General features: G+C 63.5%; 25 protein-coding genes and 1 pseudogene. 17 read left to right on the forward strand and 9 right to left on the reverse strand.

The genetic code is table 11. The features are described from left to right. The first annotated feature begins 82 nt into the window (after window positions 1-82). Genes LDO14_RS11140 through LDO14_RS11160 form a run of 5 tightly spaced genes read left to right on the forward strand, consistent with a single transcriptional unit; the run spans window position 83 to window position 5765 of the window. A complete protein-coding gene (locus LDO14_RS11140) occupies window positions 83-1414 on the forward strand; it encodes an extracellular solute-binding protein (protein WP_223991748.1) in 1332 nt (443 codons plus the stop codon). After that, the gene (locus tag LDO14_RS11145; RefSeq protein ID WP_223991750.1) at window positions 1411-2361 is read left to right on the forward strand and encodes a sugar ABC transporter permease; all 951 of its coding nucleotides are present in this window, start codon (window positions 1411-1413) and stop codon (window positions 2359-2361) included. Before LDO14_RS11140 ends, LDO14_RS11145 begins: the two co-directional genes overlap by 4 nt. Further along, entirely contained in the window at window positions 2358-3269 is a 912-nt protein-coding gene (locus tag LDO14_RS11150) for a carbohydrate ABC transporter permease (RefSeq protein WP_018769423.1), read from the forward strand. The genes LDO14_RS11145 and LDO14_RS11150 overlap by 4 nt, the downstream gene beginning before the upstream one ends. A 40-nt stretch (window positions 3270-3309) precedes the next feature. Then, window positions 3310-4587 carry a glucarate dehydratase family protein gene (locus LDO14_RS11155; protein ID WP_223991752.1) on the forward strand — a complete coding sequence of 426 codons (1278 nt, stop codon included), beginning with the start codon at window positions 3310-3312 and terminating at the stop codon, window positions 4585-4587. Between the two features lie 11 nt (window positions 4588-4598). After that, entirely contained in the window at window positions 4599-5765 is a 1167-nt protein-coding gene (locus LDO14_RS11160) for a hypothetical protein (protein ID WP_223995188.1), read from the forward strand. A gap of 24 nt (window positions 5766-5789) precedes the next feature. Here LDO14_RS11160 and LDO14_RS11165 read toward each other — a convergent pair whose 3' ends face one another. Both LDO14_RS11165 and LDO14_RS11170 read right to left on the reverse strand, forming a co-directional pair. Beyond that, window positions 5790-6665, reverse strand: a complete 876-nt coding sequence (locus tag LDO14_RS11165) for a hypothetical protein (RefSeq protein ID WP_223991754.1) — start codon at window positions 6663-6665, stop codon at window positions 5790-5792. Then, window positions 6649-8403 carry an FAD-dependent oxidoreductase gene (locus tag LDO14_RS11170; protein WP_223991756.1) on the reverse strand — a complete coding sequence of 585 codons (1755 nt, stop codon included), beginning with the start codon at window positions 8401-8403 and terminating at the stop codon, window positions 6649-6651. The genes LDO14_RS11165 and LDO14_RS11170 overlap by 17 nt, the downstream gene beginning before the upstream one ends. Window positions 8404-8636: 233 nt before the next feature. Between LDO14_RS11170 and LDO14_RS11175 the strand changes: the two genes are divergently transcribed. Beyond that, window positions 8637-9011, forward strand: coding sequence for a UBP-type zinc finger domain-containing protein (locus LDO14_RS11175; RefSeq protein ID WP_082581721.1), 375 nt, complete (start codon window positions 8637-8639; stop codon window positions 9009-9011). Between the two features lie 173 nt (window positions 9012-9184). Continuing rightward, window positions 9185-9739 carry a DUF3090 domain-containing protein gene (locus LDO14_RS11180; protein WP_056390609.1) on the forward strand — a complete coding sequence of 185 codons (555 nt, stop codon included), beginning with the start codon at window positions 9185-9187 and terminating at the stop codon, window positions 9737-9739. 31 nt (window positions 9740-9770) lie between these two features. Here LDO14_RS11180 and LDO14_RS11185 read toward each other — a convergent pair whose 3' ends face one another. After that, window positions 9771-9932 (reverse strand): hypothetical protein, encoded by a 162-nt coding sequence (locus tag LDO14_RS11185; RefSeq protein WP_223991758.1) that lies wholly within the window; start codon window positions 9930-9932, stop codon window positions 9771-9773. A gap of 18 nt (window positions 9933-9950) precedes the next feature. Here LDO14_RS11185 and LDO14_RS11190 point away from each other — a divergent pair, with 18 nt between their 5' ends. Then, window positions 9951-10139: a hypothetical protein gene (locus LDO14_RS11190; RefSeq protein ID WP_223991760.1), complete on the forward strand. Its 189-nt coding sequence runs from the start codon at window positions 9951-9953 to the stop codon at window positions 10137-10139. 366 nt (window positions 10140-10505) lie between these two features. Further along, the gene (locus LDO14_RS11195; protein WP_223991769.1) at window positions 10506-12029 is read left to right on the forward strand and encodes an HNH endonuclease signature motif containing protein; all 1524 of its coding nucleotides are present in this window, start codon (window positions 10506-10508) and stop codon (window positions 12027-12029) included. Between the two features lie 180 nt (window positions 12030-12209). On the opposite strand, the gene LDO14_RS11200 is transcribed toward LDO14_RS11195, so the two are convergent. Together LDO14_RS11200 and LDO14_RS11205 are read right to left on the reverse strand one after the other, a co-directional pair. Further along, on the reverse strand, window positions 12210-12767 hold the full coding sequence (locus LDO14_RS11200) for a hypothetical protein (RefSeq protein ID WP_223991771.1): 558 nt from the start codon (window positions 12765-12767) through the stop codon (window positions 12210-12212). Window positions 12768-12940: 173 nt separating this feature from the next. Continuing rightward, window positions 12941-13408, reverse strand: a complete 468-nt coding sequence (locus tag LDO14_RS11205) for a hypothetical protein (protein ID WP_223991773.1) — start codon at window positions 13406-13408, stop codon at window positions 12941-12943. A 312-nt stretch (window positions 13409-13720) separates the two neighbouring features. Between LDO14_RS11205 and LDO14_RS11210 the strand changes: the two genes are divergently transcribed. The 3 genes from LDO14_RS11210 (at window position 13721) to LDO14_RS11220 (ending at window position 17336) form a co-directional block, all read left to right on the forward strand. Further along, window positions 13721-14536, forward strand: coding sequence for a helix-turn-helix transcriptional regulator (locus tag LDO14_RS11210; RefSeq protein ID WP_223991775.1), 816 nt, complete (start codon window positions 13721-13723; stop codon window positions 14534-14536). Window positions 14537-14700: 164 nt separating this feature from the next. Then, complete coding sequence (locus LDO14_RS11215) at window positions 14701-15303, forward strand: hypothetical protein (RefSeq protein ID WP_223991777.1); 603 nt, start codon at window positions 14701-14703, stop codon at window positions 15301-15303. Between the two features lie 365 nt (window positions 15304-15668). Then, window positions 15669-17336, forward strand: coding sequence for a phosphodiester glycosidase family protein (locus LDO14_RS11220; protein ID WP_223991779.1), 1668 nt, complete (start codon window positions 15669-15671; stop codon window positions 17334-17336). A 138-nt stretch (window positions 17337-17474) separates the two neighbouring features. On the opposite strand, the gene LDO14_RS11225 is transcribed toward LDO14_RS11220, so the two are convergent. After that, window positions 17475-17855, reverse strand: a complete 381-nt coding sequence (locus LDO14_RS11225) for an STAS/SEC14 domain-containing protein (RefSeq protein ID WP_223991781.1) — start codon at window positions 17853-17855, stop codon at window positions 17475-17477. A 358-nt stretch (window positions 17856-18213) separates the two neighbouring features. On the opposite strand from LDO14_RS11225, the gene LDO14_RS11230 reads away from it, so the two are divergent. From LDO14_RS11230 to LDO14_RS21585, 3 genes and pseudogenes are all read left to right on the forward strand, one after another. Continuing rightward, window positions 18214-18864, forward strand: coding sequence for a helicase associated domain-containing protein (locus LDO14_RS11230; RefSeq protein ID WP_223991783.1), 651 nt, complete (start codon window positions 18214-18216; stop codon window positions 18862-18864). A 194-nt stretch (window positions 18865-19058) separates the two neighbouring features. Further along, window positions 19059-19388: pseudogene (locus LDO14_RS21580) on the forward strand (serine hydrolase domain-containing protein); the annotation flags it as partial. 109 nt (window positions 19389-19497) lie between these two features. After that, entirely contained in the window at window positions 19498-20235 is a 738-nt protein-coding gene (locus tag LDO14_RS21585; RefSeq protein ID WP_263422473.1) for a serine hydrolase domain-containing protein, read from the forward strand. A 144-nt stretch (window positions 20236-20379) separates the two neighbouring features. Here the strand turns inward: LDO14_RS21585 and LDO14_RS11240 are convergent, their stop codons facing one another. The 3 genes from LDO14_RS11240 to LDO14_RS21595 form a co-directional block, all read right to left on the reverse strand. Continuing rightward, the gene (locus LDO14_RS11240) at window positions 20380-20553 is read right to left on the reverse strand and encodes a hypothetical protein (RefSeq protein WP_223991785.1); all 174 of its coding nucleotides are present in this window, start codon (window positions 20551-20553) and stop codon (window positions 20380-20382) included. A 69-nt stretch (window positions 20554-20622) separates the two neighbouring features. Beyond that, on the reverse strand, window positions 20623-20859 hold the full coding sequence (locus LDO14_RS21590) for a DUF4259 domain-containing protein (RefSeq protein ID WP_263422474.1): 237 nt from the start codon (window positions 20857-20859) through the stop codon (window positions 20623-20625). Continuing rightward, window positions 20856-21023 carry a DUF4259 domain-containing protein gene (locus LDO14_RS21595; protein WP_263422475.1) on the reverse strand — a complete coding sequence of 56 codons (168 nt, stop codon included), beginning with the start codon at window positions 21021-21023 and terminating at the stop codon, window positions 20856-20858. The genes LDO14_RS21590 and LDO14_RS21595 overlap by 4 nt, the downstream gene beginning before the upstream one ends. Before the next feature lie 318 nt (window positions 21024-21341). Between LDO14_RS21595 and LDO14_RS11250 the strand changes: the two genes are divergently transcribed. Continuing rightward, window positions 21342-21614, forward strand: coding sequence for a hypothetical protein (locus LDO14_RS11250; protein WP_223991787.1), 273 nt, complete (start codon window positions 21342-21344; stop codon window positions 21612-21614). Between the two features lie 194 nt (window positions 21615-21808). Next, window positions 21809-22513 carry a DUF2510 domain-containing protein gene (locus LDO14_RS11255; protein WP_223991796.1) on the forward strand — a complete coding sequence of 235 codons (705 nt, stop codon included), beginning with the start codon at window positions 21809-21811 and terminating at the stop codon, window positions 22511-22513. The last annotated feature ends 322 nt before the right edge of the window (window positions 22514-22835 follow it).

Below are 22835 nucleotides of genomic sequence, written 5' to 3' on the forward strand. Positions count from 1 at the left end.
ACAGCCTGTGATGCTAATCATACTCTCATGAAGTATGTTTCACATGATAGCAGATGTTTATATATGTAAAAGGAGAATCAGAGTGGATTCGAAGCTCAAGGCACGCTCCCGTGCGGCTCTGGCGTTGGCGGTGACCTCAGCCACCCTGCTGACGGGCTGTGGCAGCGGGTCGTCCGCCCCTGCGGCCAAGGATGACGGCCAGCCCCTCGAGGTCTGGGCGCGCGCCGGCACCGACGCCTCCACGACCTACGCGGCGCTGTTCAAGGAATTCACGGCAAAGACCGGTATCCCGGTCAACTTTCAGGGGGTGCCGGACCTGGACCAGCAACTGCAGACCAGGGCGGCCTCCAAGAAGCTTCCGGATATCGTCATCAACGACTCCGCGGCTCTTGGCAACTACACTTCCCAGGGCTACCTGCAGAAACTGGACAAGTCAGCGGTGGACGGAGGCGACAAGATCTCCGACTCCCTGTGGAATGAGGCAGTGGGCCAGGACGGGGCTACTTACGGGGTCCCGTTCTCTCGCCAGACGATGGTGACCATGATCAGGAAGGACTGGCGCGAGAAGCTGGGTCTCCCCGTTCCCAAGACGCAGGAAGACCTCGCGGCGCTGGCCACCGCATTCGCTACACAGGACCCGGACGGAAATGGCCAGGCAGACACTTTCGGGATGACCGTTCCGGGATCCACCGAACGTGGATACCTGGGTTGGTGGGCCTCATCGTACCTTTGGCAGGACGGCGGCGCCTACCTGAAGGACAACGGCAACGGAAAGTACACCGCTTCCGCCGCAAGCAGTGAAAGCCAGAAAGGCGTCACCTGGATCAAGCAACAGTTCTGCACGCCCGGCAACACGCAGCCGGGCGCACTGACGGCGGCCACCAGCGCTGCGTCACCCTTTTTCCAGACCGGAAAGACCGGGATCATTCTCACCGGCCCCTACAACTTCTCCTCGTTTGATACGGCGCTGGGCAAGGACCGGTACGAAGTCATCGAAACTCCCAAGGGTTCGGTGGACAACACAGTCCTGGCCGAAGGCGAGAACATCTATGTCACTGCCACCAACGGCAAAAAGGACCAGACAAAGCAGGTTATCGACTACCTCGTGTCCGCCGACGGGCAAAAGGCGGGCATGACCGCCGGCAAGCAGCCGATTGTCCGCGTACCCGTCAATTCCGACGTCGATGCTGCCGCCGTCTACAACGATCCCCGGTGGACCGTCGTCCAGGACGCGCTGAAGAACTCGTCAAAGTCCTTCCCCTCGGCCATCAACTTCGTGCCGATCAAGCAGGCAGCCGCCGAATCCCTGAACAAGATCTTCTCGGACTGCGCGGCGGATAACGTGGCGTCCGGCCTTAAGGATCTCGACTCGGCCATCACCAACGAACTGACAAGCCAGAACGCCAAGTCATGACCGCAACACCAACGAAACCGGCAGGTGCCTTGACGGCGGAGCCGGAGTCAGCGCCACCGGCCCCCCGCAGCAAACGCCGCAACGGCAGACAGACCATGGCCATCTGGTTGTTCCTGGTGCCGGCCGCCGTCCTGGGCCTCTACTTCAAATTCATCCCCATGGCCGAAGGCATTCGGCTGAGCTTTTTCAAAGTGCAGCCGTTCCTGGGTGACGTTTTCGTCGGCTTCGACAACTATGTTGGCGTGCTGACGGATGCACGCTTCTTGGAGGCCCTCGGACACACTGTGGTCCTGGGCGTCACCCAGACCCTCGGCGCACTGGTGGGGGGCTTTCTTCTGGCCCTGCTCCTGGAAGGGCAGGCACGGTCACTGTGGATCCTCCGCACCACCATTTTCCTGCCTGTCGTCACGGCGCTGGCTGTGGTGGGCGAAATCTGGCGCCTGTTGTACTTCCCCACACCGGACGGACCCCTCAACAGCATCCTGGGCTGGCTAGGACTCGGCCCGCTGCAGTTCCTCAACGGTACGGACACGGCACTGTGGTCCATCGCCGTCGTCGGCATCTGGAGCGGCGCGCCCTACAACATGGTGATCATCCTTGCCGGGCTCACCGGGGTGGACCGCTCCCTATATGAGTCTGCGGGCGTGGACGGAGCCACGGTCTGGCAGCGACTGCGGTACATCACGCTGCCGGCCCTTCGTCCTTCACTGGTGATCGTCCTGACGTTGGCAGCCATCCGCAGCCTGCGCAGCTTCACGGAAGTGTACGTACTTACCGGAGGCGGCCCGGCCGGCTCAACAGAGGTGTGGATGACCCGCATGTATTCCCTGGGATTCCAGCGGAACGATATTGGCGTGGCCTCTGCCGCGGCAGTCCTGCTCTTGGTGGCCACCCTGCTCCTGACCGTTGGAACCCAGCTCCTGGCCAAAAGGAAGGCAGCACGATGAGCCAGACACTGACCCGAAAGAACTCCCGCACGGCCAGGCCGTCGTCCTCCGCCAGGTTCGACACGGCCCTGGGATGGTCGCCCCGTTTTGGACCCAACATGGTCCTGCGGATGCTGCTCTGCGCACTGGTGTTCTGCATTTTCGCCCTGCCGTTCCTGGCCATCATCTCCGGCGCTTTTGACCGGAACTCCAGCCCGACCGAGATTTCGCTGCTGCCCAAGACATTCACGCTCCAGAACTTCCAGGCAGCACAGCAGCAGGGTCTGTGGGGTTACCTGCTGAACTCCCTGGTGGTGGCCGGCGGAGGGCTCCTGCTCCAAATGACCGTTTCCGTGTTCGCCGCCTACAGCCTCAGCCGCAGGAAATTCCGGGGACAGGCCCTGGTCCTCCTGCTGGTCCTGATGACCATGATGCTCCCCGAGGAGATCATCGGCATCCCCCTGTCCCTGGTGTTGGGTGACCTCCCGCTGCTGGGCATCAGTTTGCGGGGAACCGTCCTTGCCGTCATCCTGCCGGTGGGCATCTGGGGCTTCTCCATCTTCATCATGAGCGAATTCATGAAGGAGATTCCCGCGGAAATCGAGGAGGCTGCCCGGCTTGACGGGGTGGGTGAGTTCCGCATGCTCTTCACCATCATCCTGCCTCTGTGCAAGCCGGCGCTGGGCGTCATCGGGATTTTCGGCTTCATGATGGTCTGGGACCAGTACCTCCTCCCCCTCATCGCGGCCAATGACCCCGGAGACTACACCCTGACCGTGGCACTGGCGGTACTTCGCAACGACACCACAGTCGGACCCGGCGTGCTGCTGGCGGGTGCCCTGATGGCCATGATTCCCAGCCTCCTGGTGTACCTCTTCCTGCAAAGCTCCATGATCCGCGGCATCACCTCGGGCGCAACCAAGGGCTAGGGAAGGCCCGGCCTCCCCAACCCTCCACGAAAGAATTTCCATGAATATCAGCTCAATTGTTCCTGCCACCGCGGCAGACCTGACGATCAACGACATCACCATCACACCGATCGCTTTTTCCGATCCGCCGCTCCTGAACGCCGTCGGCGTCCACGAGCCCCTGGTCCATAGGGTGGTCATTGAAGTCCGCACCGCCAACGGGCTCCTGGGCCTGGGCGAATGTGCCGGCGGCCAGAGCCGCCTGGACAACCTCGCCGCCGGCGCCAATGCCATCAAGGGCGTCAGTGTCTTTGAAACCTCCACAATGGAGCGGCTCATCAACCAGGCGCTGGACCCAAATCTCTCTGCCTTTGAACGGGCTGCTGTCTTCTCCGCCTTCGAAGTCGCTGCCCTGGATATCCAGGGGCATGCAACGGGCAGGACCGTGAGCGAACTGCTCGGCGGCACTGTGCGGGACGAGGTCCCCTTCAGCGCCTACCTCTTCTACAAGTGGGCTGAACACCCTGCTCACGATGGACGCCCGGCCATTTCCGACGGCTGGGGCGAGGCGCTGGATCCGGAGGGCATCGTCCGGCAGGCTCGCCGGATGATCACCGAGTACGGATTCAAATCCATCAAACTCAAGGGCGGCGTCTTTCCACCCGCCCGTGAAATTGAAGCTATCCGGGCTTTGCGTGAAGCGTTCCCGGACCTTCCGCTCCGGCTGGACCCCAACACTGCCTGGACGGTGGAGACCTCGAAATGGGTGGCGGCCGAAACGAGCGGGCTGCTTGAGTACCTGGAAGATCCGACGCCGGGCCTGGAGGGAATGGGCCAGGTCGCGGCTGCTGCCCCCATGCCGCTTGCCACCAATATGTGCGTCGTGGCCTTCGACCACATCAAAAAGAGTGTGGAACTCGATTCCGTCCAAGTAATCCTCGGTGACCATCACTACTGGGGCGGCCTCCGCCACACCCGGGAACTGGGCACCATCTGCGAAACCTTCGGAATAGGATTGTCCATGCATTCCAATTCCCACCTTGGCATCAGCCTTGCTGCCATGGTCCACGTCGCCGCCGCAACGCCTGCCCTGACGTACGCCTGTGATACCCACTATCCCTGGAACGGGCACAACGACGTGGTCAAGCCCGGAGCCCTGAAGTTTGTGGACGGCAGCGTGCCGGTTCCCACCGGCACCGGCCTTGGCGTGGAGCTGAACCGGGAGAAACTGGCTGAACTCCACCAGCAGTACCTGGACGCCCGCATGACGGCGCGGGATGACACGGGCTACATGCAGCGTTTTGTCCCCGACTTCACGGCTGCCCTCCCCCGGTGGTAGGTCCGCAGGTGATGCAGGTTCCCGGCTATCTCTATCCGTGGGATGTACTGGGCGACCCGAAGGCGGTGTCATGGGTCAGGGACACCGGCGTTGACCGCGTGGCGCTTGCGGCCGCATACCACTCGGTGCGGGCCGGAACCCCACGGCATCCCACCCGGCGCGTCGTGGACGCCCGGTCGGCAGCCCTCTACGTTCCGGATGGCGGTGCTTTCGCAGGCCGGCAGCTGATACCCGGCAACGCGAGGGAATGGACCGGGACGGAGAACGGATTCGGCGAGGCCGCAGCGGCATTTCAGGCGGAGGGCCTTCCCGTGGACGCGTGGACGGTGCTGACCCACTCCAGCGCAGTGGGCGGAAACAGCCCCGGCCTCTGCGTACAAAATGCCTTCGACGAGGTCTACAGGTACGCGCTGTGCCCGTCGCAGCCTCAGGTCCGCTCCTACGCTGCGTCCCTGGTGCGCCAAGTCCTGGAGATGGGACAGCCGGACGGGTTAATCCTCGAAGCGGCGGGTCCGCTGGGTTTCAGCCACCAGAACCGGCATGAGAAGACCGAGGGAGCCGAGTACTCAACCTGGGTGCAGGCGCTGTTGTCGCTGTGCTTCTGCGATGCATGCGCCACCGGGTACGAGGCCCGCGGGTTGCCCGCCGCCGGGTATCAAAGCCGGGTCCGCTCTGCCGTCGCGCAGGCCGATGATGCCCGAATGACAGCTGCATTTGCGTCCGGGGCAGCGGCGTTCCTTCCCCTCCTGGAGGTCCGGTGGGATGCCACGGCGATGCTGCTGGATGAGTGCTTGGCAGCGATCGAAGCCACCGGCTCCCGCCCCCGGCTGTCGCTGCACGCCACGCCGGACCCCTGGGCCACGGGGCCCTTCGTTCCGGTGGAGGCGCTCCGCAGGAGCAGGCTCTGGGGGCACCGGGGTGACCTCACCGCCGTCGTACCTTGCTGGGGCGAGCCCAGCGAAGGCGCCGTGACGGTCGAAGCCATGTTGGCCGCCGGCTTGCGGGTGGGTGCGTATGTCCTGGCGCTGCCGCCGAAGACGGCCGACGGCGGCAGGCTGGCAAGCGAGTGGCAGGTGCTTTGTGCGGCGGGAGCCAGGGAACTGCACGTGTATCACCTCGGGCTTGCCTCCTCCCGGCGCCTCTCCGCTGTTGCGGGAGGACTGATGAGTCTGCGCTGAGGTTTTCAGCGCTGCCGATCAGGCTCACGCCGATGGAACGGGACCCCGGGAAGAAGTCGCCGAACGGGAAAGTCCGAGTGCCCATCCGCCGGCAACTCCAATGGCAAGAAGCATGGTGACGAAGCCGATTGCGGGGGCGCTCTGCCATGCCAGGGCACCGCCGTACCGCAGCAAGGCAAGCGCCTGCAGAATGACGAAGACAACGGAGGTCAGGGCCACGGGCCGGACGGTATGGAGGTAGCGGCTCGACTGGCCCTGCGCGGCAGACCACCCAAGACCGATCAGCCACGCCCCGATCGCCCTCGCAGTGAGTTCGGACAGTGGCCACGGCCACCACTTCGCGGCAGGAATGGGTGCCGCCAGGAGTGCCAGGCCGTAAATGAGCAGCACCCCGGCAATACCCACCATGAGCATTCGGAGCGCAGGCGGCAGTACTGGCAGTCCCGCCGTTACGGATTTGGGGGCAGGACGCCGGGACCGGATCTGTATCCAGCTGGTGACGGCCATTGCCACGGGCACGATGGCGTAGATTGCCAGCCACGCCGAGGTGGCTATTTGGGCGGTGGGGGCCGTGTCCGGTGACAGGTGGAAGCGGTTGAGATGCAGCAGGGTGACTCCCAAGGTCAGTGTCGTGAAGACGAACACGGGCCATACTGCCAGCCTCGCCGACTCCCAACCTGCCGAACGGGCGCCCGCCACCTCCAAGCCGGCGCTCGACCAGTATGCCGCCCCGAGGAAGACCGCCGTCATGGGCGGATTGACCGTCCATGCAAAGAATTCATCGGTCCGGAGCGGAAACACGAACAGCACGAGCCCGGCAAGAAACACCAGGAATGCAGCGACGTAGAGCAGCCACCGCATCGGTGCAATCAGTGGAATGGCCTCAGTTGAAGCGGACATCACCGGGCTGCTCCTCGGGTGCGGCCGGCCCGCCAGCGGCAGGGGGCGAGGCCGGGAGGGGGTTTTCGGCCAGGTAGGCGTGAAGCATTGAGACCACGGTGGCACCGTCCCCGACTGCGGTGGCCACTCTTTTGATGGAACCGGCCCGCACGTCACCGATCGCGAAGATGCCGGGCATGCTGGTTTCCAGCGCCAGCGGAGCCCTGTCCATCCCGGCGTCACTGACAGCCCTGGCACCTGTAAGGAGAAAACCGGCCGGATCACGCTCTACGGTGTCGGGCAGCCAGGAGGTCCGCGGCACTGAACCGATCAGCACGAACAAGCCGCCCGCTTCGATCTCCTCGCCCGCGATTGCTTCGGCTGCTCCGGATGCGGCGACCCTGACGGCGGCAAGGAATCCGTCCTGGTCCCGGGCCCCCACGATTGCGGTGCCAAAGCGGATCGCGACGTTCCGGGTGGCTTCAAGTTGGGAAATGAGGTATTCCGACATGCTGGCGGACAGGGTGGGTCCACGCACCAGCAGCGTCACCTTTTTCGCATACCTCGCAAGGTGCAGAACCGCCTGTCCGGCCGAGTTGCCGCCCCCCACGACACAGACATGCTTTCCGGCCATCGACGGCGCTTCGGAGACGGTGGCCCCGTAGAAGACGCCTCTGCCCACCAGATCCTCCAGTTGGGGTATGCCGAGGCGGCGGTAGTCCACACCGGTGGCCACCACAACTGCGCGGCACCGCACCGCACTCCCATCGGAAATCGACACAATGTACAGCGGGCCGTCCGCGCTGAGCCCCGCCACCTTCCGCAGGAACAGGAAGTCAGCGCCCAAAGTCCAGGCCTGGTGAAATGAACGGTAGGCCAGGTGGGCGCCGCTCACACCGCGTGAAAAGCCAGGGTAGTTGCGGATCAACGAGCTGGTGCCGGCCTGGCCTCCCACAGCCTCCCCCTCCACCACCATGGTCGAAAGGCCCTCGGAGGAGGCATACACGGCGGCCGCGAGACCGGAGGGGCCTGCTCCCACAACCACCACATCGAAGATCTTGTCCGCCGGAGGAGGCCGCGTCACCCCCATCGCTTCGGCGATCTCCAGGTCACTGGGGTTCTCAAGGACAACTGGTGAAGCAGTGAACTCCAGCACCAGGACCGGCAACGCGGGATGGCGCAGGCCCAGGCTCTCCAGCGTCCGTTCCGCCGTCTCGGACCCAACTGGGTGGAAGCCCACCGGGATGTGGTTCCGGCTCAGGGAGTCGCGCAGCGTATGCGTCCTTTCGTCGCCTATGTCCCCAATCAGCCGGACCGCCTCAAACCCCACCCCTTGGGCCAACTGCCAGTCATCAAGGGCGTCGGTTATCGCCCCATGGAATTCTTCGTCGCGTGAACGTTCCGGACGTATGATCACCAGCTCGGCGTACCCCTGCCCTACCGCCCGGAACACAGTCGGGGCGCTTTCGAAGTCACCCCATGTCACCACAACACCGCGTTTGGCGGCCGGGTGGAAGCCGTAGGCACGCCGCAAGAAATCAAGTCCCCCGCGGTCAGCCGGACCGTAGCACCCGAGAATGAGGGCGACCTGGCGGTTCCAGCGACGGAGCCCCTCCAGCACCGCCCGTCCGTGGGCGTGGCCGTCGCAGGCCACCACCTCGTAATCGGCACCGTACCGTCGGCGCAACTCATCTCCGAGCATGCGCCGGGAGGTCGCGTCGGTGGTGGCAATCAGCATGATCGGAACCGGGTCATCCATGGCCGCCGTCTTTCCGGTTCTATGGTTCGGTGGCGCTCACGATACTCGCGCAAGGACATTGGGGACAAGGGTTCTCCCTTGCCTCCCGGACGTTCCTTCGCCACCGGGGACGGAGTTGTCTGGGACCCCGTTTTACCTCGATTCTGTCATTCCGGGGGCGCGCGAATTCTGCCAGAATGGCTCCGACGGCAGGCAAGCAGGGACCCGAACTTGAGCAGTACCGGAGGGATGAAATGGAAGACCCCGAGGAAAACCGCCCTCCTCCTGGAATCAGCCTCGCCGCCAAGCCCAGCGGATCAGGGTGCCTGGACTGCCTCAACGGTGACGGCCAAGGCTGGTGGCTGCATCTTCGCCGCTGCGCCCAGTGCGGCCACATTGGATGCTGCGATTCATCTCCCTCGCAGCATGCCAGTGCCCACGCGCGCGCCACCGGCCACCCTGTCGTACGGTCTTTCGAACCCGGGGAGGAATGGTTCTACGATCACACCACGAAGAAGTTCTTCCGTGGTCCAAGGCTTCCGGATCCCCAGTCCAGGCCACCTGAGCAGCCAGCACCTGCACCGCCAGACAAGGTACCCGCAGACTGGCGTGAGCGCCTGCACCGGTAACCACGGACCGGGTATCACCCCTGCTGTCACCGGGGCCGGCGAGAATTCCGTTGAGGCTGGGTGGATGGCAACCTCTTTTGTGGCCCTCGAAAGGCACCAACATCGGCGATGCGCGGGTCGGCGGCGCCGCCGGGCAAACGGCGCACGAAGCCTGATGCGCCTAAACTACTGACATGCCCACACGTGTTCATGAGTTTGCCTGGCCTGACCGGGTCGTCATCGGCACCATTGGTGTTCCAGGGGCGCGAACGTTCTACCTGCAGGTACGTGCAGGTAGGCAAATTGTGAGCATCGCACTGGAGAAGCAGCAGTCTGCCCAGCTCGCCGAAAAGATTGACGAAATCCTCGACGAGCTCATCGCCCTTGACGGCAATCCCTTCAGTGTTCCCACGGGTACTCCCATCGAGCTCGTCGACAATGACCAGCTCGAGGCAGTCCAGGAGCAGTTCAGGGCCGGCGCCATGAGTTTGGGCTGGGACCCGACAACGGCGCAGGTTGTGATAGAGGCCTACCCGATCATTGAAGTCGGTGCTGATGAAGACGTCGAATTGCTTGCCGGGAACGCCGCTGACGTGGCCGAAATGTTGCTGGTGCGGATGCCGGTGGGCACCGCCCGCGCATTCGCCAAACGGACCCGGGAGGTAGTGGGTGCCGGGCGTCCGGCATGCCCGCTCTGCGGTTATCCCATGGACGCCGACGGGCATACCTGCACTCTTCCTGAAGTTTGATGCCAGGGAGCCTGGACGGTAACTGGCGGGTCTACCGCAAAGCTGTCCGCAGCCGTTCCTTGAGGTCTTCAAGTGATTCACGCCATTCCGGTTCGTCAGCGTTGTCCCACAGTTCAGCAAGGTCCGGCCATGGGGTGTAGACAATTCCGGGACCGTTCAGGGTCAGTGCGATGACCTGACCGTATGCTGCCACGTTTCAACCGCCTGCCCAATGACTGAAGTTGCCACCTCCTACGGTGCGCTCATCATCGTCCTTGCCGCACCGCCGGCAGCGCTTGTAGACACCACCGTCATCGGCGTGTTCGACATGCCAATCGTGCCGAATATTCAACCTGCACATAAGGGCCTGCAGCATGACACTTCTCTGATCCTCCACGGCTTTTCTTCGTACATTCAATAATGGCCTTCACAGATGAGATGAGGAACTGGCAGTTTTGACCTCCGGGCCGTTGATCAACCCCATCACGCCGCACTCAATGTGGGGAGAGGCGCTGCCGCCGCCAGGCCGGTAGCAGCGGGACGCTTCCGGGGACAACGAGGTGCTTCCCTTGTAAAAGGGTCGCTTGGCCGGTGTCTGCGCTGCGTGCTGGGCCGGGACTGCAAAGTTCTGGTCAGTCAGGGTGGTGCCTTTCGAGAGTGCGTGCTGTCATCGGGACACCCCCGCGCCCGCCACGGCGGCTATGCACGCGGCTCCTGTCGTGACGAAGGATCGTGGGCGCAGAGCGGCAGCCCGTAAAATGTCACACCCCCTTTGGATAATAAGTACATGGGAAGCGAAGAGGTGGTCGAGGCTTTTGAGGCGATCGACGCCTCGATTGCCCTGCTCCGCGCCGAGGTGGGTGAGTCCCGTAACGGGTTCCCCCAGCACACCGACCCCTTGGCCGCCGTCGCTGACGGGTGCCTGGACATCCTTGCCGGAATTTCACGAACCGAGGCCCGGGTCGCTGCGTTGAAGGCGGAGGCAACGGCCAGATATGCGGATTCCGCGCGATCTGCCGCGCCTCCTGGCATGCCCGTCCAGGCGCAGGAAATGGCAATAGCGGCCGAGGTGGGCTGTGTACTGGCCATCGGCGATCGGGCTGCGGGCATGCTGTTGGAGCAATCCCATGCTTTGGCTACGTTCTTGCCACTCACCCTGGCAGCATTGCAGGCGGGAACTGTCTCATGGCAACACGCCAGGGTGATGGTGGACGAGACCGCCACCCTTGACTGTGACGCAGCGCGGGCACTTGAGGCACACTTCCTCGGCGCTGACGCGGCCAATCCTGCCCGCGGCTGCCCGGCCGGCGAGATGCCCGCCTTCAGGTTCCGGAGGAAGGCCAGGACCTGGCGCGAACGGCACCACCCGGACAGCATCGAAAAACGCCATGCTAAGGGAGCGCGGGACAGGTGCCTGGAATATACCCCGGAGCAGGACGGCATGGCGCGGGTGTCTGCCTACCTGCCCGCGGACCAGGCGGTTGCTATCTGGAACCGCATTACCGCCATCGCCCGGGGCCTGCAAGGGCCCCACGAGAACCGAACTCTCACCCAGTTACGGGCAGACGTATTTGCTGCGGCAGTCCTGCGAAGCGACAACGGCATCAGCAGCGGCGGGGCTGGGGCCGGAGGACCCGGCATGGCCGATGTCCCTACGCCCCGGGCCGAGGTCCTGATCACCGTTCCCGTCTTCTCACTGCTGGGGCTGACAGAGGAACCGGCCACGCTGGACGGGTTCGGACCCATCCCTGCCTCCATGGCCCGGAATCTCCTAACCAATGGAACGGATTCGTTCCATCGGGTGCTCATAGATCCACGGGACGGGGCCCCGTTGGAAATCGGCCGCACGAGCTACCGGCTGACGAAGGCCATGCGGAACTGGCTACGAATGCGCGACGGCAGATGCCCGTTCCCCGGGTGCAGCAACCAGTCCCTGGACAACGAAGCAGACCACCTCCTGGCCTGGCATCACGGCGGAACCACCGGGATCAGCAACCTGGGACAGCCTTGTCCCCGGCACCACAGACTCAAACACGCCAGCGGCTGGACACCGACCCCCGCATCACATAACGAGCCGCCCGGCTGGATTTCACCATCAGGGCGGAGATACAAAAGCGAACATCAGGACTGGGAAGCACCTCACTGGCCGTGTTCGTTGGGGCAGCAGGCCACAGAACGGCAACATCCATATCCTCCTATGCCCACCGCAGTGAGGGGGACCGTGGACTATTTTCGGGAACCGCCATCTGCGGGAGAAGAATTCCCGCGCCAACGTACTTGGCCTTTTCTCTATAGGCGCGCTCCAAACTGACGTTCAGGAGGACTGCCAAAGTCTCCTCACCAAGGAAGTCTCGGAGGCACTCCAGCGGAGCACCCCCCTCCCGCCTTCTCCTGTTCCTTCATACCCCAAACTTAGCCGTAGGGCAGAGAGCAAGAAAGGCCGGTCCTCTCGGGGCACCTACCTACGGTTAGAGCAGGAGTGTCAAAGGTCCTAGGGTGTGGTTAGCGGAGTAATCGCGGCGTCGATGGCTGACTCGACTGAGGCCCGGCGCCCGTCGGTCGATTCGACAAGAAGCTCCTGAATTGCCTGGATCAGCGCCACAAGCTTGGGCGTTCGGATCGTTGCAAGGCGCCCTATCGAGGCGGCAATCGATTCCGTGACAAGGACGTCTGCGTCTTTTCCGAGGGCGCCCGTGTGAGAGCCACGCGGAGCCACGTAACTTCCTCCGATCGAGATGTCCCCCAGGAGTGCCAGGAGCTGTGTGCGGGTCACGTACGGCACATTTCCGGCCGCGACAGCCGCGATGTAAGGCACCGCATGGGCTGTTGCCTGATAGACAGTGCCCTGATGGCAGATGTTCGAGTACAGCGCGTGCATGGCCTGGGAATGATCGATTCGAAGAGCAGCCAGTGATCGCGAGACGTCACCTTCGAGGCCCAGCGGAACAACGCCTTTTCCATAGCAGTGCTCCACTTGGCTCCAATCGACCTGGCCGAGTTCGTTCAAAGCATCGAAGCCTGTCCATTTCGGCTGGTACAAAATATCCATAGGAGTGAGAGTAACCACTTAGCAGGTCACCGCATGGCGGACTTAGAAGAAGGGCCGGAACCCGTGCGCCACCCACATACGTTCGCCGCGGTTCTATCGTGGTCCTCGCGCTGCGCTGCTGAGTCGAGCATGGGGCACCTCGAGCCACTCGCAGTGCCCCATTTTTCCTCGAGCTACTCGAGGAGTTCGCAGACGTCCGTTACCTGGCCGCCTTCGGAGGTGAACAAAGTCCGCTCAGACCCATCAGGGTTGAGAGTCCAGTTGACCGTTCCACGAGTAAGGAACAATCCGGCGTCGTGGCCGTTAGCTTCGGGCACCAGAATCACGTTCAACCCTGTTGCCGTTACGGCGAAGCTGTCATCGGGCTGGGTTGCGACGTGGGTAACGCCCGTGATGAGGTAACGGACTGCTTCGCCTGTTTCTGGATTGGCGATCGTAACCCTCTGGTTCGGGGCGATAGCTTTGCTGCCACCAGGAAGCGAGATGGTGCCGCTCTTTCCGGTCACAGTCAGATCTGCCGTAAAGGTGGGGCACGGCCATTGAAAGGTTCCGCCAATTGGCTCTGGCGGCATGGCGGTTGCTGTGCCTGTTCCCGCTAAAAGTGCGGCCGCCAGGGCGAAGGGTGCTGCTTGGCGCTTCATATAAATCTCCCCTTTTGTGTTTTGCGAGTTAGTAGGTCCCGTGGACTATGCGGGACAAATAATCGGGACACAGTCCCTGACCGCGGGGCCCTGGATCCTGCAACGCGCTCCGCGTTGAGGGTGTCGGGAGCGTCTACCCTGCCTTGGGATCCGCTACTGCTCTTGAGGCTTTCCGCCTTATAAGCCCAGAATATTTACCTTGCTCATCGCGCCCTATACGCACAGTTACGTACACGGAGATCTACTACGAGGGTCCCCCCTAATGAGCATCTCGTTCTGTCACGCGCCTGCCTGCGGCTTTAGAATTCTGAGGTGGAGCGTAATGATGCGCAGTACCGCATGTGGCTCGAGCTGGTTGGGGAAATCCTTCAGCGGCCGCCAGGGCCCGCCGCGCGGTTCGAGGAGCAGCTCCTTGCGCTGATTACCGAGTCCTTCAATGGTGCATGCTCGACGCGAAACCATGTGGCACGGAAGTGGGACAATCGCATCATCGACTGCTGGCCTCCTAGGTACATTCCCAACGAACCGCCGGGGGACTTCGATTACAGGAACCAGCCGCTGTTGCGTTGGCATGCCTTCACAGGGCAGACCGGGCCGCAGTCGATCGGGCGGGTTCCTGAGGCTATAGCCGGCCGCAGCATGAAGCAGGCGTGGGACGACATGGCTCGGCCCTGGAATGTGAACCATGAGCTATCCATCCCGCTACAACTGGGCGGGGATGACATGGACTCCTATCTTGTCCAACGACCCGATGACTTCACCGAGCAAGAGTTCGAGTTGGCATCAATGCTTCAACCGGTCCTGACGGGCCTTGCGGCGCACCTTAGGCTTGCGCCAAGCAATCCTGCTGCCTTGACGAAAGACGCCACAATTGAATTGACGCTTCGCGAGATGGCCATCATGATGCTACTGAGTCAAGGGGCGACCGCCGAGAACATGGCCAGGAAGCTCCGTATCTCACCCCGCACCGCCGAAAAACATCTGGAACACATCTATCGCAAGCTCGATGTGGGGGATCGTCTAATGGCCGTCCAACGAGCATATGAGTTGGGCCTCTTGGCGCCAGCCGACGTCCTCGCCCATCCCAAATACACTAGCCGTCCAGGGCCGGTGTACCGCCAGGCATAACTGATGAAGTCCTGAAGAAGGATCCACCGCACGTGGCGCCCAGGGCCGAGGCCCTCTCTGCTCATGTCCAGAGTAGAAGGCGGGGGCTCTCCCAATCTGCCCACCCGTGGGCGTTCCCAGCGGTCAGTGTCACGGTCCTCTCCCTAACGCTCCTGTCGTATGACATGCGCTGGGACTCTGTCATCCAGCTGCTGCCCGAATATATAGCCGCCCACCTGCTGATCCGGGCGTGCATTTTCGGCCCAGTCGGGAAGCTCCCGTCGGTGTGGCAGTCCATGGCGTTCCTGCAGCCCGATGTCCTGCTCGTCCCGCTGGCGCTGCTGGACCTGGGATTTTGGGCCGGCCGCTGGCTGCTTGGCCTGCCGGCCTGGGGGCTGATGCTGAGCCGGTGGACCCGGGGAGAACCCGCTCAGGTGCTGCAGGTGCTGACGTTCCTGGGTCTGCTGGCGTTGGGCGGAGCGATCCTCACGTTCAACGTCATTTACCCGGTCTTCAGCCTCTACTTGTTCCTGCTGCCGACTATCCCCATGATCCGGCTCGCCTGCCCCGAGTACCGGACGAGGGAACTGCAGGCGGTCGTTGGGGTTCTTCTGGCTCTGGTCGCAGTCGTGGTGGCCTTCAACGTTCCCACCGCGGAAGGCTTGTGGTCCTCACCTTGGACCTTCGCCGGCGGCGCAGCAACCGCAGGACTCATGATCACATTCTGGGCCCAGGGACTCCCGCGGCGCTCACGGCGGCTGCAGCTCAACGACAGGACAATAGTCTAGGTCTGGCACATACGCGACACCTCCCAGCCAATTACATATTTGTGGCGATACGGCTACGAATACGCAATGCTCGCCAAACTAACTATCAGCATGCTTATGATGTTTTCATCGGATAGGGATCCGGTGCGAGGGGAATGAAGGGGGTGCGCTCAGCGAACGGGGCGCACCTTTTCCTATGCCCAGCACGAGGCTCAAAGGCAGCCGGGTACGCCCAAGAGTTCTCCATGCTGCGCGGGGGTTACGGCATCTGGACGGAACATCCGGACACAGTTCCCCGAACGGTTGATGAACACTCATCGAAGGCATGAATAACCGCGGTGTGTGGGAGGGTGCTATGACTTCCTGGCACTTTAGTGTCGATAACCATGATCAGCCCCAATAATCGTCACCGCCGTGCGGTAATCACCGCCCTGGCCGTGTCCGTCCCCTTCGCCTTCCTCACCCCCGCAGGCGCCTCCACCGCGGCGCAAACTGCACCCGCACCCGACCAGCAGGCGGCCGCACCGTCACAGACCGGCCATCTGGACCTCGGCGCGCAGGACCTGCCTGAGACGCGGAACGTGACCACGCTGGCTCCGGGCCTGACTCGGACCACGATCACCCGCGGCGCCCCGAACCAGGACTTCTTCTGGACCGCCGAAGTCGCGGTCCCATCCACCTCGCCGGACCCCGACGCCCCCGCCTCCGCCTTGTCCACCCAGGCCCAAGCCCAGAAGGTGGCCGACAAGCTCAATGCCGCCGGAGTCACCGCCCGTGTCGAGCACGTCCAGTCACCCCAGCTGGCCGACGCCGGCGGTGACCTCGGCTACCGGGTCCGTGTGGGCCAGTTCAGCTCGAAAGCCGACGGAACCGCCACCGCGGACCGAATCAAGGCCGCGGGCTACAAATCCTCGGTGATCTACACCGGCTGGGACGGCGACGCCGGCACCAGGGAGGACGACCGCGGACCCTGGAATCTCCAGGTGCTCACGATCGATCCGAAGGAATTCAAGGGCGACCTCACCTCCTCGTTTGGCCCCAACATCGAAGACCGTGAGACGACCAGCCAGCTCTCCGCAGCAGCAGGGTCCCTGGCCGGCGTGAACGGTGGGTTCTTCACCATGGACCCCGCGGCAGGTGCCGAGGGTGATCCCGCCGGGGCCGCAGTCCACGATGGCAAGGTCCTCAGCGAGCCCGTGGGCGACCGCCCCTCCCTGGTCCTGGACAAGAACGGCACCTCCATCCAGCGGCTGCACTGGCACGGCACCGTCACCGCGCCGGGCGCGGCGGAACTGCCGCTGGATGGCGTCGACCGGGTCCCCGGGCTGATCCGCAACTGCGGCGGCACCGACGACACCCCGACGAACCTGCCCCTGCACGACTTCACCTGCACCGACCCGGACGAGATCGTCTCCTTCACTCCCGAGTTCGGCCCCACCACCCCGGCCGGGCCCGGGCTCGAGGTCGTCCTGGATGCCCAAGGGACCGTCACCGCCGTCAACCACGCGCGAGGCACCGCGGTGCCCGCCGGCGGGCAGACAGTGCAGGCGATCGGCGCCGACGTCGACAAGCTTGCCGCCGTGGCCGTCCCGGGCAAGAAACTGAAGGTCGACACGGACCTGCTCACCGAGAACGGCAAGTCCCTGAAGACCACCCCGTCGACGGACGTCGTCAACGGTGGCCCGACCCTGGTTCAGAACGGGCAGATGGACGTCACCGCCAAGCGCGACGGCGTGGTCCGGACCAACGACAGCAACAGCTTCTTCTACGGCTGGGTCCACAAGCGCAACCCCCGCACCTTCGCCGGAGTGGACGCCGAGGGCCGCACCCTGCTGGTCACCGCCGACGGCCGCCAAACCACGTCCTTGGGCCTGAGCCTGAACGAAGAAGCCCACGTGGCGAAATCGCTCGGCATGGTCAACGCCATGAACCTCGACGGCGGCGGCTCGACCACCATGGTCCAGGGCGGCCAGGTCATGAACTCCCCCTCCGACGCCACCGGCGAACGCCCAGTCGGCGACGCCCTCCTCGTCTTGCCCGGCCGCAAGCCCTAGGCAGGAAGAAACGGACCAAGGCAGCGTCCGGGGAAAGGGTGCGCTCAGCGAACGGGGCGCACCCTTTCGGCGTAACCTGATCTGGGCCCGGCGCGGACGTAGCGTCGTCCGCTTGCCCGGCAAAGCAGACTAATGGCCCTACGCTTCGGTCTCTTCCGACGACTTACGCAGCCACGCCAGTGCCGTGTCTTCAGAGGTAAAGTACCTGATCGGGAATCCGGGCGGAGATACCGGCAGGCGGAGCCTGGCGACCACATGATCGGCGGGAGAGGCTACCAACAGCGCCATGCGCGAGACGCTGGACGGGTCAGGAAAGACGCTCCGTGCAGCCGCCGAGTGGGTCACACCGTGAACCTCGACCAGGATGGGCAACCTGTGGCCGCCGCCCAGAGTGGAGATGGTTTCGATTGCGGCTTTGGCTACGTCAATGCCAACGTTGGCCCCTTGCCTCCAGCGCAGCAGAAGGACCCCATCGCACAGCTCCATCGTTCCTTTGCCTTTGAGGTCCACCTTCTCCACGCTGTTCACCTCCCTCAGCTCCGAAGCCCCAGCCACCCCCTTTCATGGCAGTACCCAAAAGGCGTCAATGCGAGACGGACGAGGTTTCCTGGGCAGTGTCGCCTATCCACAAAACCCCCGCAAAGCCTTCCGCTCACGTAGCCTTGGGGCAACGACTACTTGGGGGTAGCAATGTTTAGTCTCAGTCCAGCCTTCGGAATCCTGGGCATCCTGTACCCAGTTTTCATGATCGTCGTGACTGTCCTGGCGGTGTACGCCTTGGTCCTTACCATTGTGTTCCTGCGGTTGCGGATCGCCGAGCTGAAACGGGCCGCACGTCCCCGAGGTGGCTCTCCGGAATGAGCTCGCGAACCAGCTGATGAGACAGACCAGGCGCAGCGCCACGGACCCGGAGGGGGTGCAGATGTACCGCAGCGGCATTCCGGCGCCGAAGATCGCCGCGGTCGTCGGCGCCGCAGAGACGACCGTCCGGTACCACCTGGCGGTTGCCGCCCGGAAGGATACCGAACTCCGGACGGCCCACGTGGCTGCCTTCTCCAAGCCCCAGCGCTTGACGGCCCCCGGCCAACGGAACCTGGACGACATCCTGGCTCTCTATGCGAATGAGGGCCGTCTGCCGGCCAGAGGCGGCACCGCCCGGGAACGCGCATTGGCCACGTGGCTGCAGAGGCGCCGGAAAGAGGCCGCGGACGGGGACCTCTCCCCTGTTTACGCCCAGGCCCTGGAGGCCATCCCGAACTGGCGGGAACAGCCCACGAAGCGGGACGCCGACGCGGCCCGGTGGCAGCAGCGTCTGGCAGCGGTCACTGCATGGCTGGTTGCCGGAGGCGACTCGCCCCGGCACAACAAGACCGACGAGCACGAGGAGCGCACCCTGGGTGTCTGGCTGCACACCCAGCGCATCGACCACCGGGCCGGGAGACTCGACCCGGTCAGGGAAAAGCTTCTGAATGAGACCATACCCGGCTGGCGGCACGGAAGGCAGCGGCGGACGCGAACAGCAGGCTGAGCGCTTAGCGTGTGGCGATGCGGGGCTGGGAACTCAAGACTCGAGAAGAAATCCGGTCAACGGGCTGAAGCTTCCTTGCCACAATAGCCAGCCGTAAAATTGAGCTGCTGGGACGGCGGTGCCGCCGCAGGTCTGGCCGGATGTGGTGCCGCAAGCGGCCGAAACCTGTCATCTCGTTCCGAGTGGATGCGGCAATGACCACGACGAATACCATCTGGAGTCGGGCGGCCCTCGCAGCCGTCCTCTTCGTATCTGGCTGTAGCTATTCCAACGATCAGCCCGCACCCTCATCAAGCGCACCGAGCGCCTTCGGTCCCCTCGAAAATCAGATCCAGCTCTTCCTTGACGAGGGCGCGGTGGCCGCCGTTGTTCAAATCCGCTGGCCCGAGGGCGAGTGGTCTAAGGCCTACGGCGTACGCGATCTGGAAACCAAGACTCCGGCGCAGACCAGGGACCGGATACAGATCGCCAGCGTCACCAAAACGATGACAGCCGTGGCCGTGCTGAAGCTCGTAGAGGACCACCTCATCGGTCTCGACGATCCCGTCAATGACGTGATACCCGGATTCACGTCCGCACTCAAGCCCCCCGGCGCCGATCACCGTCAGGCAACTGCTCAGCCATACGTCCGGCATGCCCGAGGTCAACGAGGCCGGGCCACAAGATGTCGACTTCCGACATGCGCTCTCTCAGAAGCTCACAATGGAGAGTGGATTGCAGTTGGCTGGGACGCTCCCGTGGCCCGCGGCCAGCGTGGGGACTTTCAAGTACTCAAATACGAACTACCTAGCACTCGGCCTCCTGATACAGGAACTGCGGCACAAGCCTTTCAACCAGGTCATGCAGGAGGAAGTCTTTGACCCGCTCGGGTTGAAGAACACGAGCCTGAAACCAGTCGACCCCACCTCGCCCGGACTTCTGCACGGCTACGCCACCATCCGGGGTGAACGGGTCGACGTCACAGACAACGCTGCCTGGGCGGGCAACCCGGCTGAAGGAGCGACGTCCACTGTCGAAGACGTGAACCTCTTTATGGCCGCCCTCTTCACCGGCCGGGCGGTCTCATCGACGTCCCTGAAGGAAATGAAGACCAGCTCCGGCTTCGCCCCCTACGGGTTGGGCATGTGGGAGCACTCGGACGGGTGCTCGAAAGAGTCGAGACACGAGGGTTTAGGCTCGCTCTGGGGCCATCAAACGACAGCGGTCAGCAGCGCAGATGGGCGGTACCAGGCAACGATGACGGTGACCGTGCCACCGCTGCCGACCGGACTCGAGGACCCAGCCGGCGAGGAGAAGCGGAATTTCATGAACGGCCAGATCGAATCGAGCCTCAACGATGCCTTGGATCGCCTCTGCAAGCCAGCCAGCTGACAAAGCACCTGATCCTGAGCGGCCGGATGCGGTCCGGGACTAGCAGTTCGTTGACGCAATCATCGACACACGGTGTCACCTGCTGCGCAGGACGGTGACGAGCCGACGTAGGACCACAGCTATGCCATTCAGGAGGCCGGCGGCCTAGATCCCGCCTCCGCCGACTGGTCCTACCCAGCCGCTGAACTCGCCGCCTCCCCTCTGGCGCTCGTCGTCGTCCTTTCCACAGCGGAGACAGCGCTTATACATGCTGCCGTCTTCGGCGTGTTCGACATGCCATTTGTGGCTGATATTGAGCTTGCACAGCAGGGCCTTCATGGGCTTCTCCCGTCCGCGTATCTCGCACTATTAATGATGGCCCTCGTGCGTCACGGACGGTACTGGCAGCTATCTCAACGCGACCCGCAGCCGCTCCGTGAGGTCGTCGAGGGACTCGCGCCATTCCGGTTCGTCGGCGTCGACCCACAGCTCGGCCAGCTCGGACTTCTCCCCCGCGACCCGTTCGCCCGCTTCCACGGCCATCTCCACGTCCTCGACGGTGATCTCAAGCCCGTGAGCAGTCACCCAGTCGGCGACGCTCTCCGGCAACTCCCCCAGCGGGTTGCCTTGGCTAGCAGAGGTCACTTCCGCGCGGCCATAGCAATCGCCCCATCGGGCGCCTCGACGTACCTGTTGTCGGCCTTCGCCAGCGCCTGGCGCCCGACGTCCGCTCCGCCGGCTTCGAGATCCTGCAGCCAGTCCAGCGCGTCGTCGTCCTCGAACGGAAGACAGCCCCACGCGCCCATCATCGCGCCTCCTGGTGTACGCTCACGGGCTGGCTCCAGCATGCCAGACCTTCCCCGGCATCGACACAATCCCGCCCAATTCCAGCTGAAAGCGCTCTTGGGCATGGAACGCCCAGGGGCATCGTAAGATTGCCCGTATTGGGGTGTCATTGCTGGTTCTTGCGCAAGGTGTTCCCGTCGAATATCAACGCTAGGCGAGCCATTGCATCCCGAACACACCGGCCAGCCACCAGTCCCCGCAAACAACCCCCAGGCTCCTGCCGACTACTAACCCCCGTCCGGGTACTGGCAGCAGCCCAAGCCGCCCCGTTCAACGGGTGGATGAACGTCTTTCTGATCGTCGGCTCCATCGGCTGCCTCGTGACCGGCATCGTCATCCTGGCCAAGCAGCGCAAGCAGGGCGGGGTGACGCCATGGCTGGTGACGTCCTTCTCGGGCCTGATGATGCTCGGCTGCCTGGGCTTCATGGTGGCCGGCAACTCAGGGCTGCCCGGCGCGCCGCTTATGGTCTTGCCGCTTGCCCTCGCCACCCTGGTGCTGGCCATCCTGGTCGCGGTGAAGGGCAAGCCCAAGGGGCCGATTCAGCGGAAGTGACTGTCCCAGGGGTACCCGCTAAACAGGGCGCGGCATGGGGGTTTCGGGTGAACCGCCCGGAGACTCCCAAATCTTGAGGGTAATCTCGTCAAATGTTTAGCGTTTCCAAGATCCCTTTGGGATAAAGTCCCCTTGTGCGTCTCCAGACGCAGGCCAGTGCGGGGCGTCATTGGCATGATTCTCCAGGGGGTGCCATGGGCAAGATGAAGGGTAACCGGCTGAACACCGCGGCGAATGTCGGCAGCTTCATTACCGGACGGCAACAGCTGAACGTCCAACGAACCATCGCACAACAGACCGCCGTCCAGGCCCAACTGGCTGCCGTCCAACTCGCCCAACTCCAGCGTCAGCAATTGGACGCGGAGTATCAGCGGATGCGCGCTTGGGCCGATGCGGAAGTGTCGGCCGGGCGGCTTAGCCAGGCGGACGCAGAGATGCAGGTGACAACCCACATGCACAATCTGGTGTCCCCTCCACCAAAAGCCTCCGATCGGATCACAGCACGCTTCACGGAGTTCCTCATCGCAGGCCTCAACGCCGGCGGGGCTGCGGCAGGCTGGTACAACCAAGGCGACGGAAGTGCCCGGTACTGGGACGGGCGGATGTGGACCCACCACGTCACGTCCCTCCAGGTAGCAAGACAGCTAGTCCAGCGGCTATCTGATGAGAACTACAAGGGCCGTCGTCAGGAAGTCGGACAAGCAGATCATGGAACGCTCGAAGGCTCGTCAGCGACGCACATTTCAACTCCGACCCCTGGCCCGGTCCAGCTGCCGCAGCAGCCAGCCCTGCCGCCGGCTGGATGGTATCCAACGGCAACACCCGGAGTGCTTGGATACTGGGACGGCCAGGCGTGGACGGGCGAATCCAGGCCTGACCCCAACAGCTTCCCGGGATAGGCAACGTTCCAGCGCGAGGGCTGCTGCATCCTTCAGCTACTCAGTCCGGCAACGTGAAGAAGCACTTCGGGTCGTCGGCGCCCAGGAGGTCATGGCGGAAGACGGTTCCCGGGATGCTGGGGCCAGGTCACGATCTTCCTGAAACCTCTGCTGGTTCGTGATGGCCTTATCAAGGATCCATACAGCGGTTTCAGGAACATAATGGAAAGTGGGCTGGGCAACACATTCCTGGAAAGGAGCGGTCATGATCCAGGCCTTGCTGTGCAGGCTCAATATTGGGCACCACTGGCTCGCAGAAACTGACTCAGATGGCGGGTTCCGC

This window comes from Arthrobacter sp. NicSoilB11 (assembly GCF_019977375.1).
GTDB lineage: Bacteria > Actinomycetota > Actinomycetes > Actinomycetales > Micrococcaceae > Arthrobacter.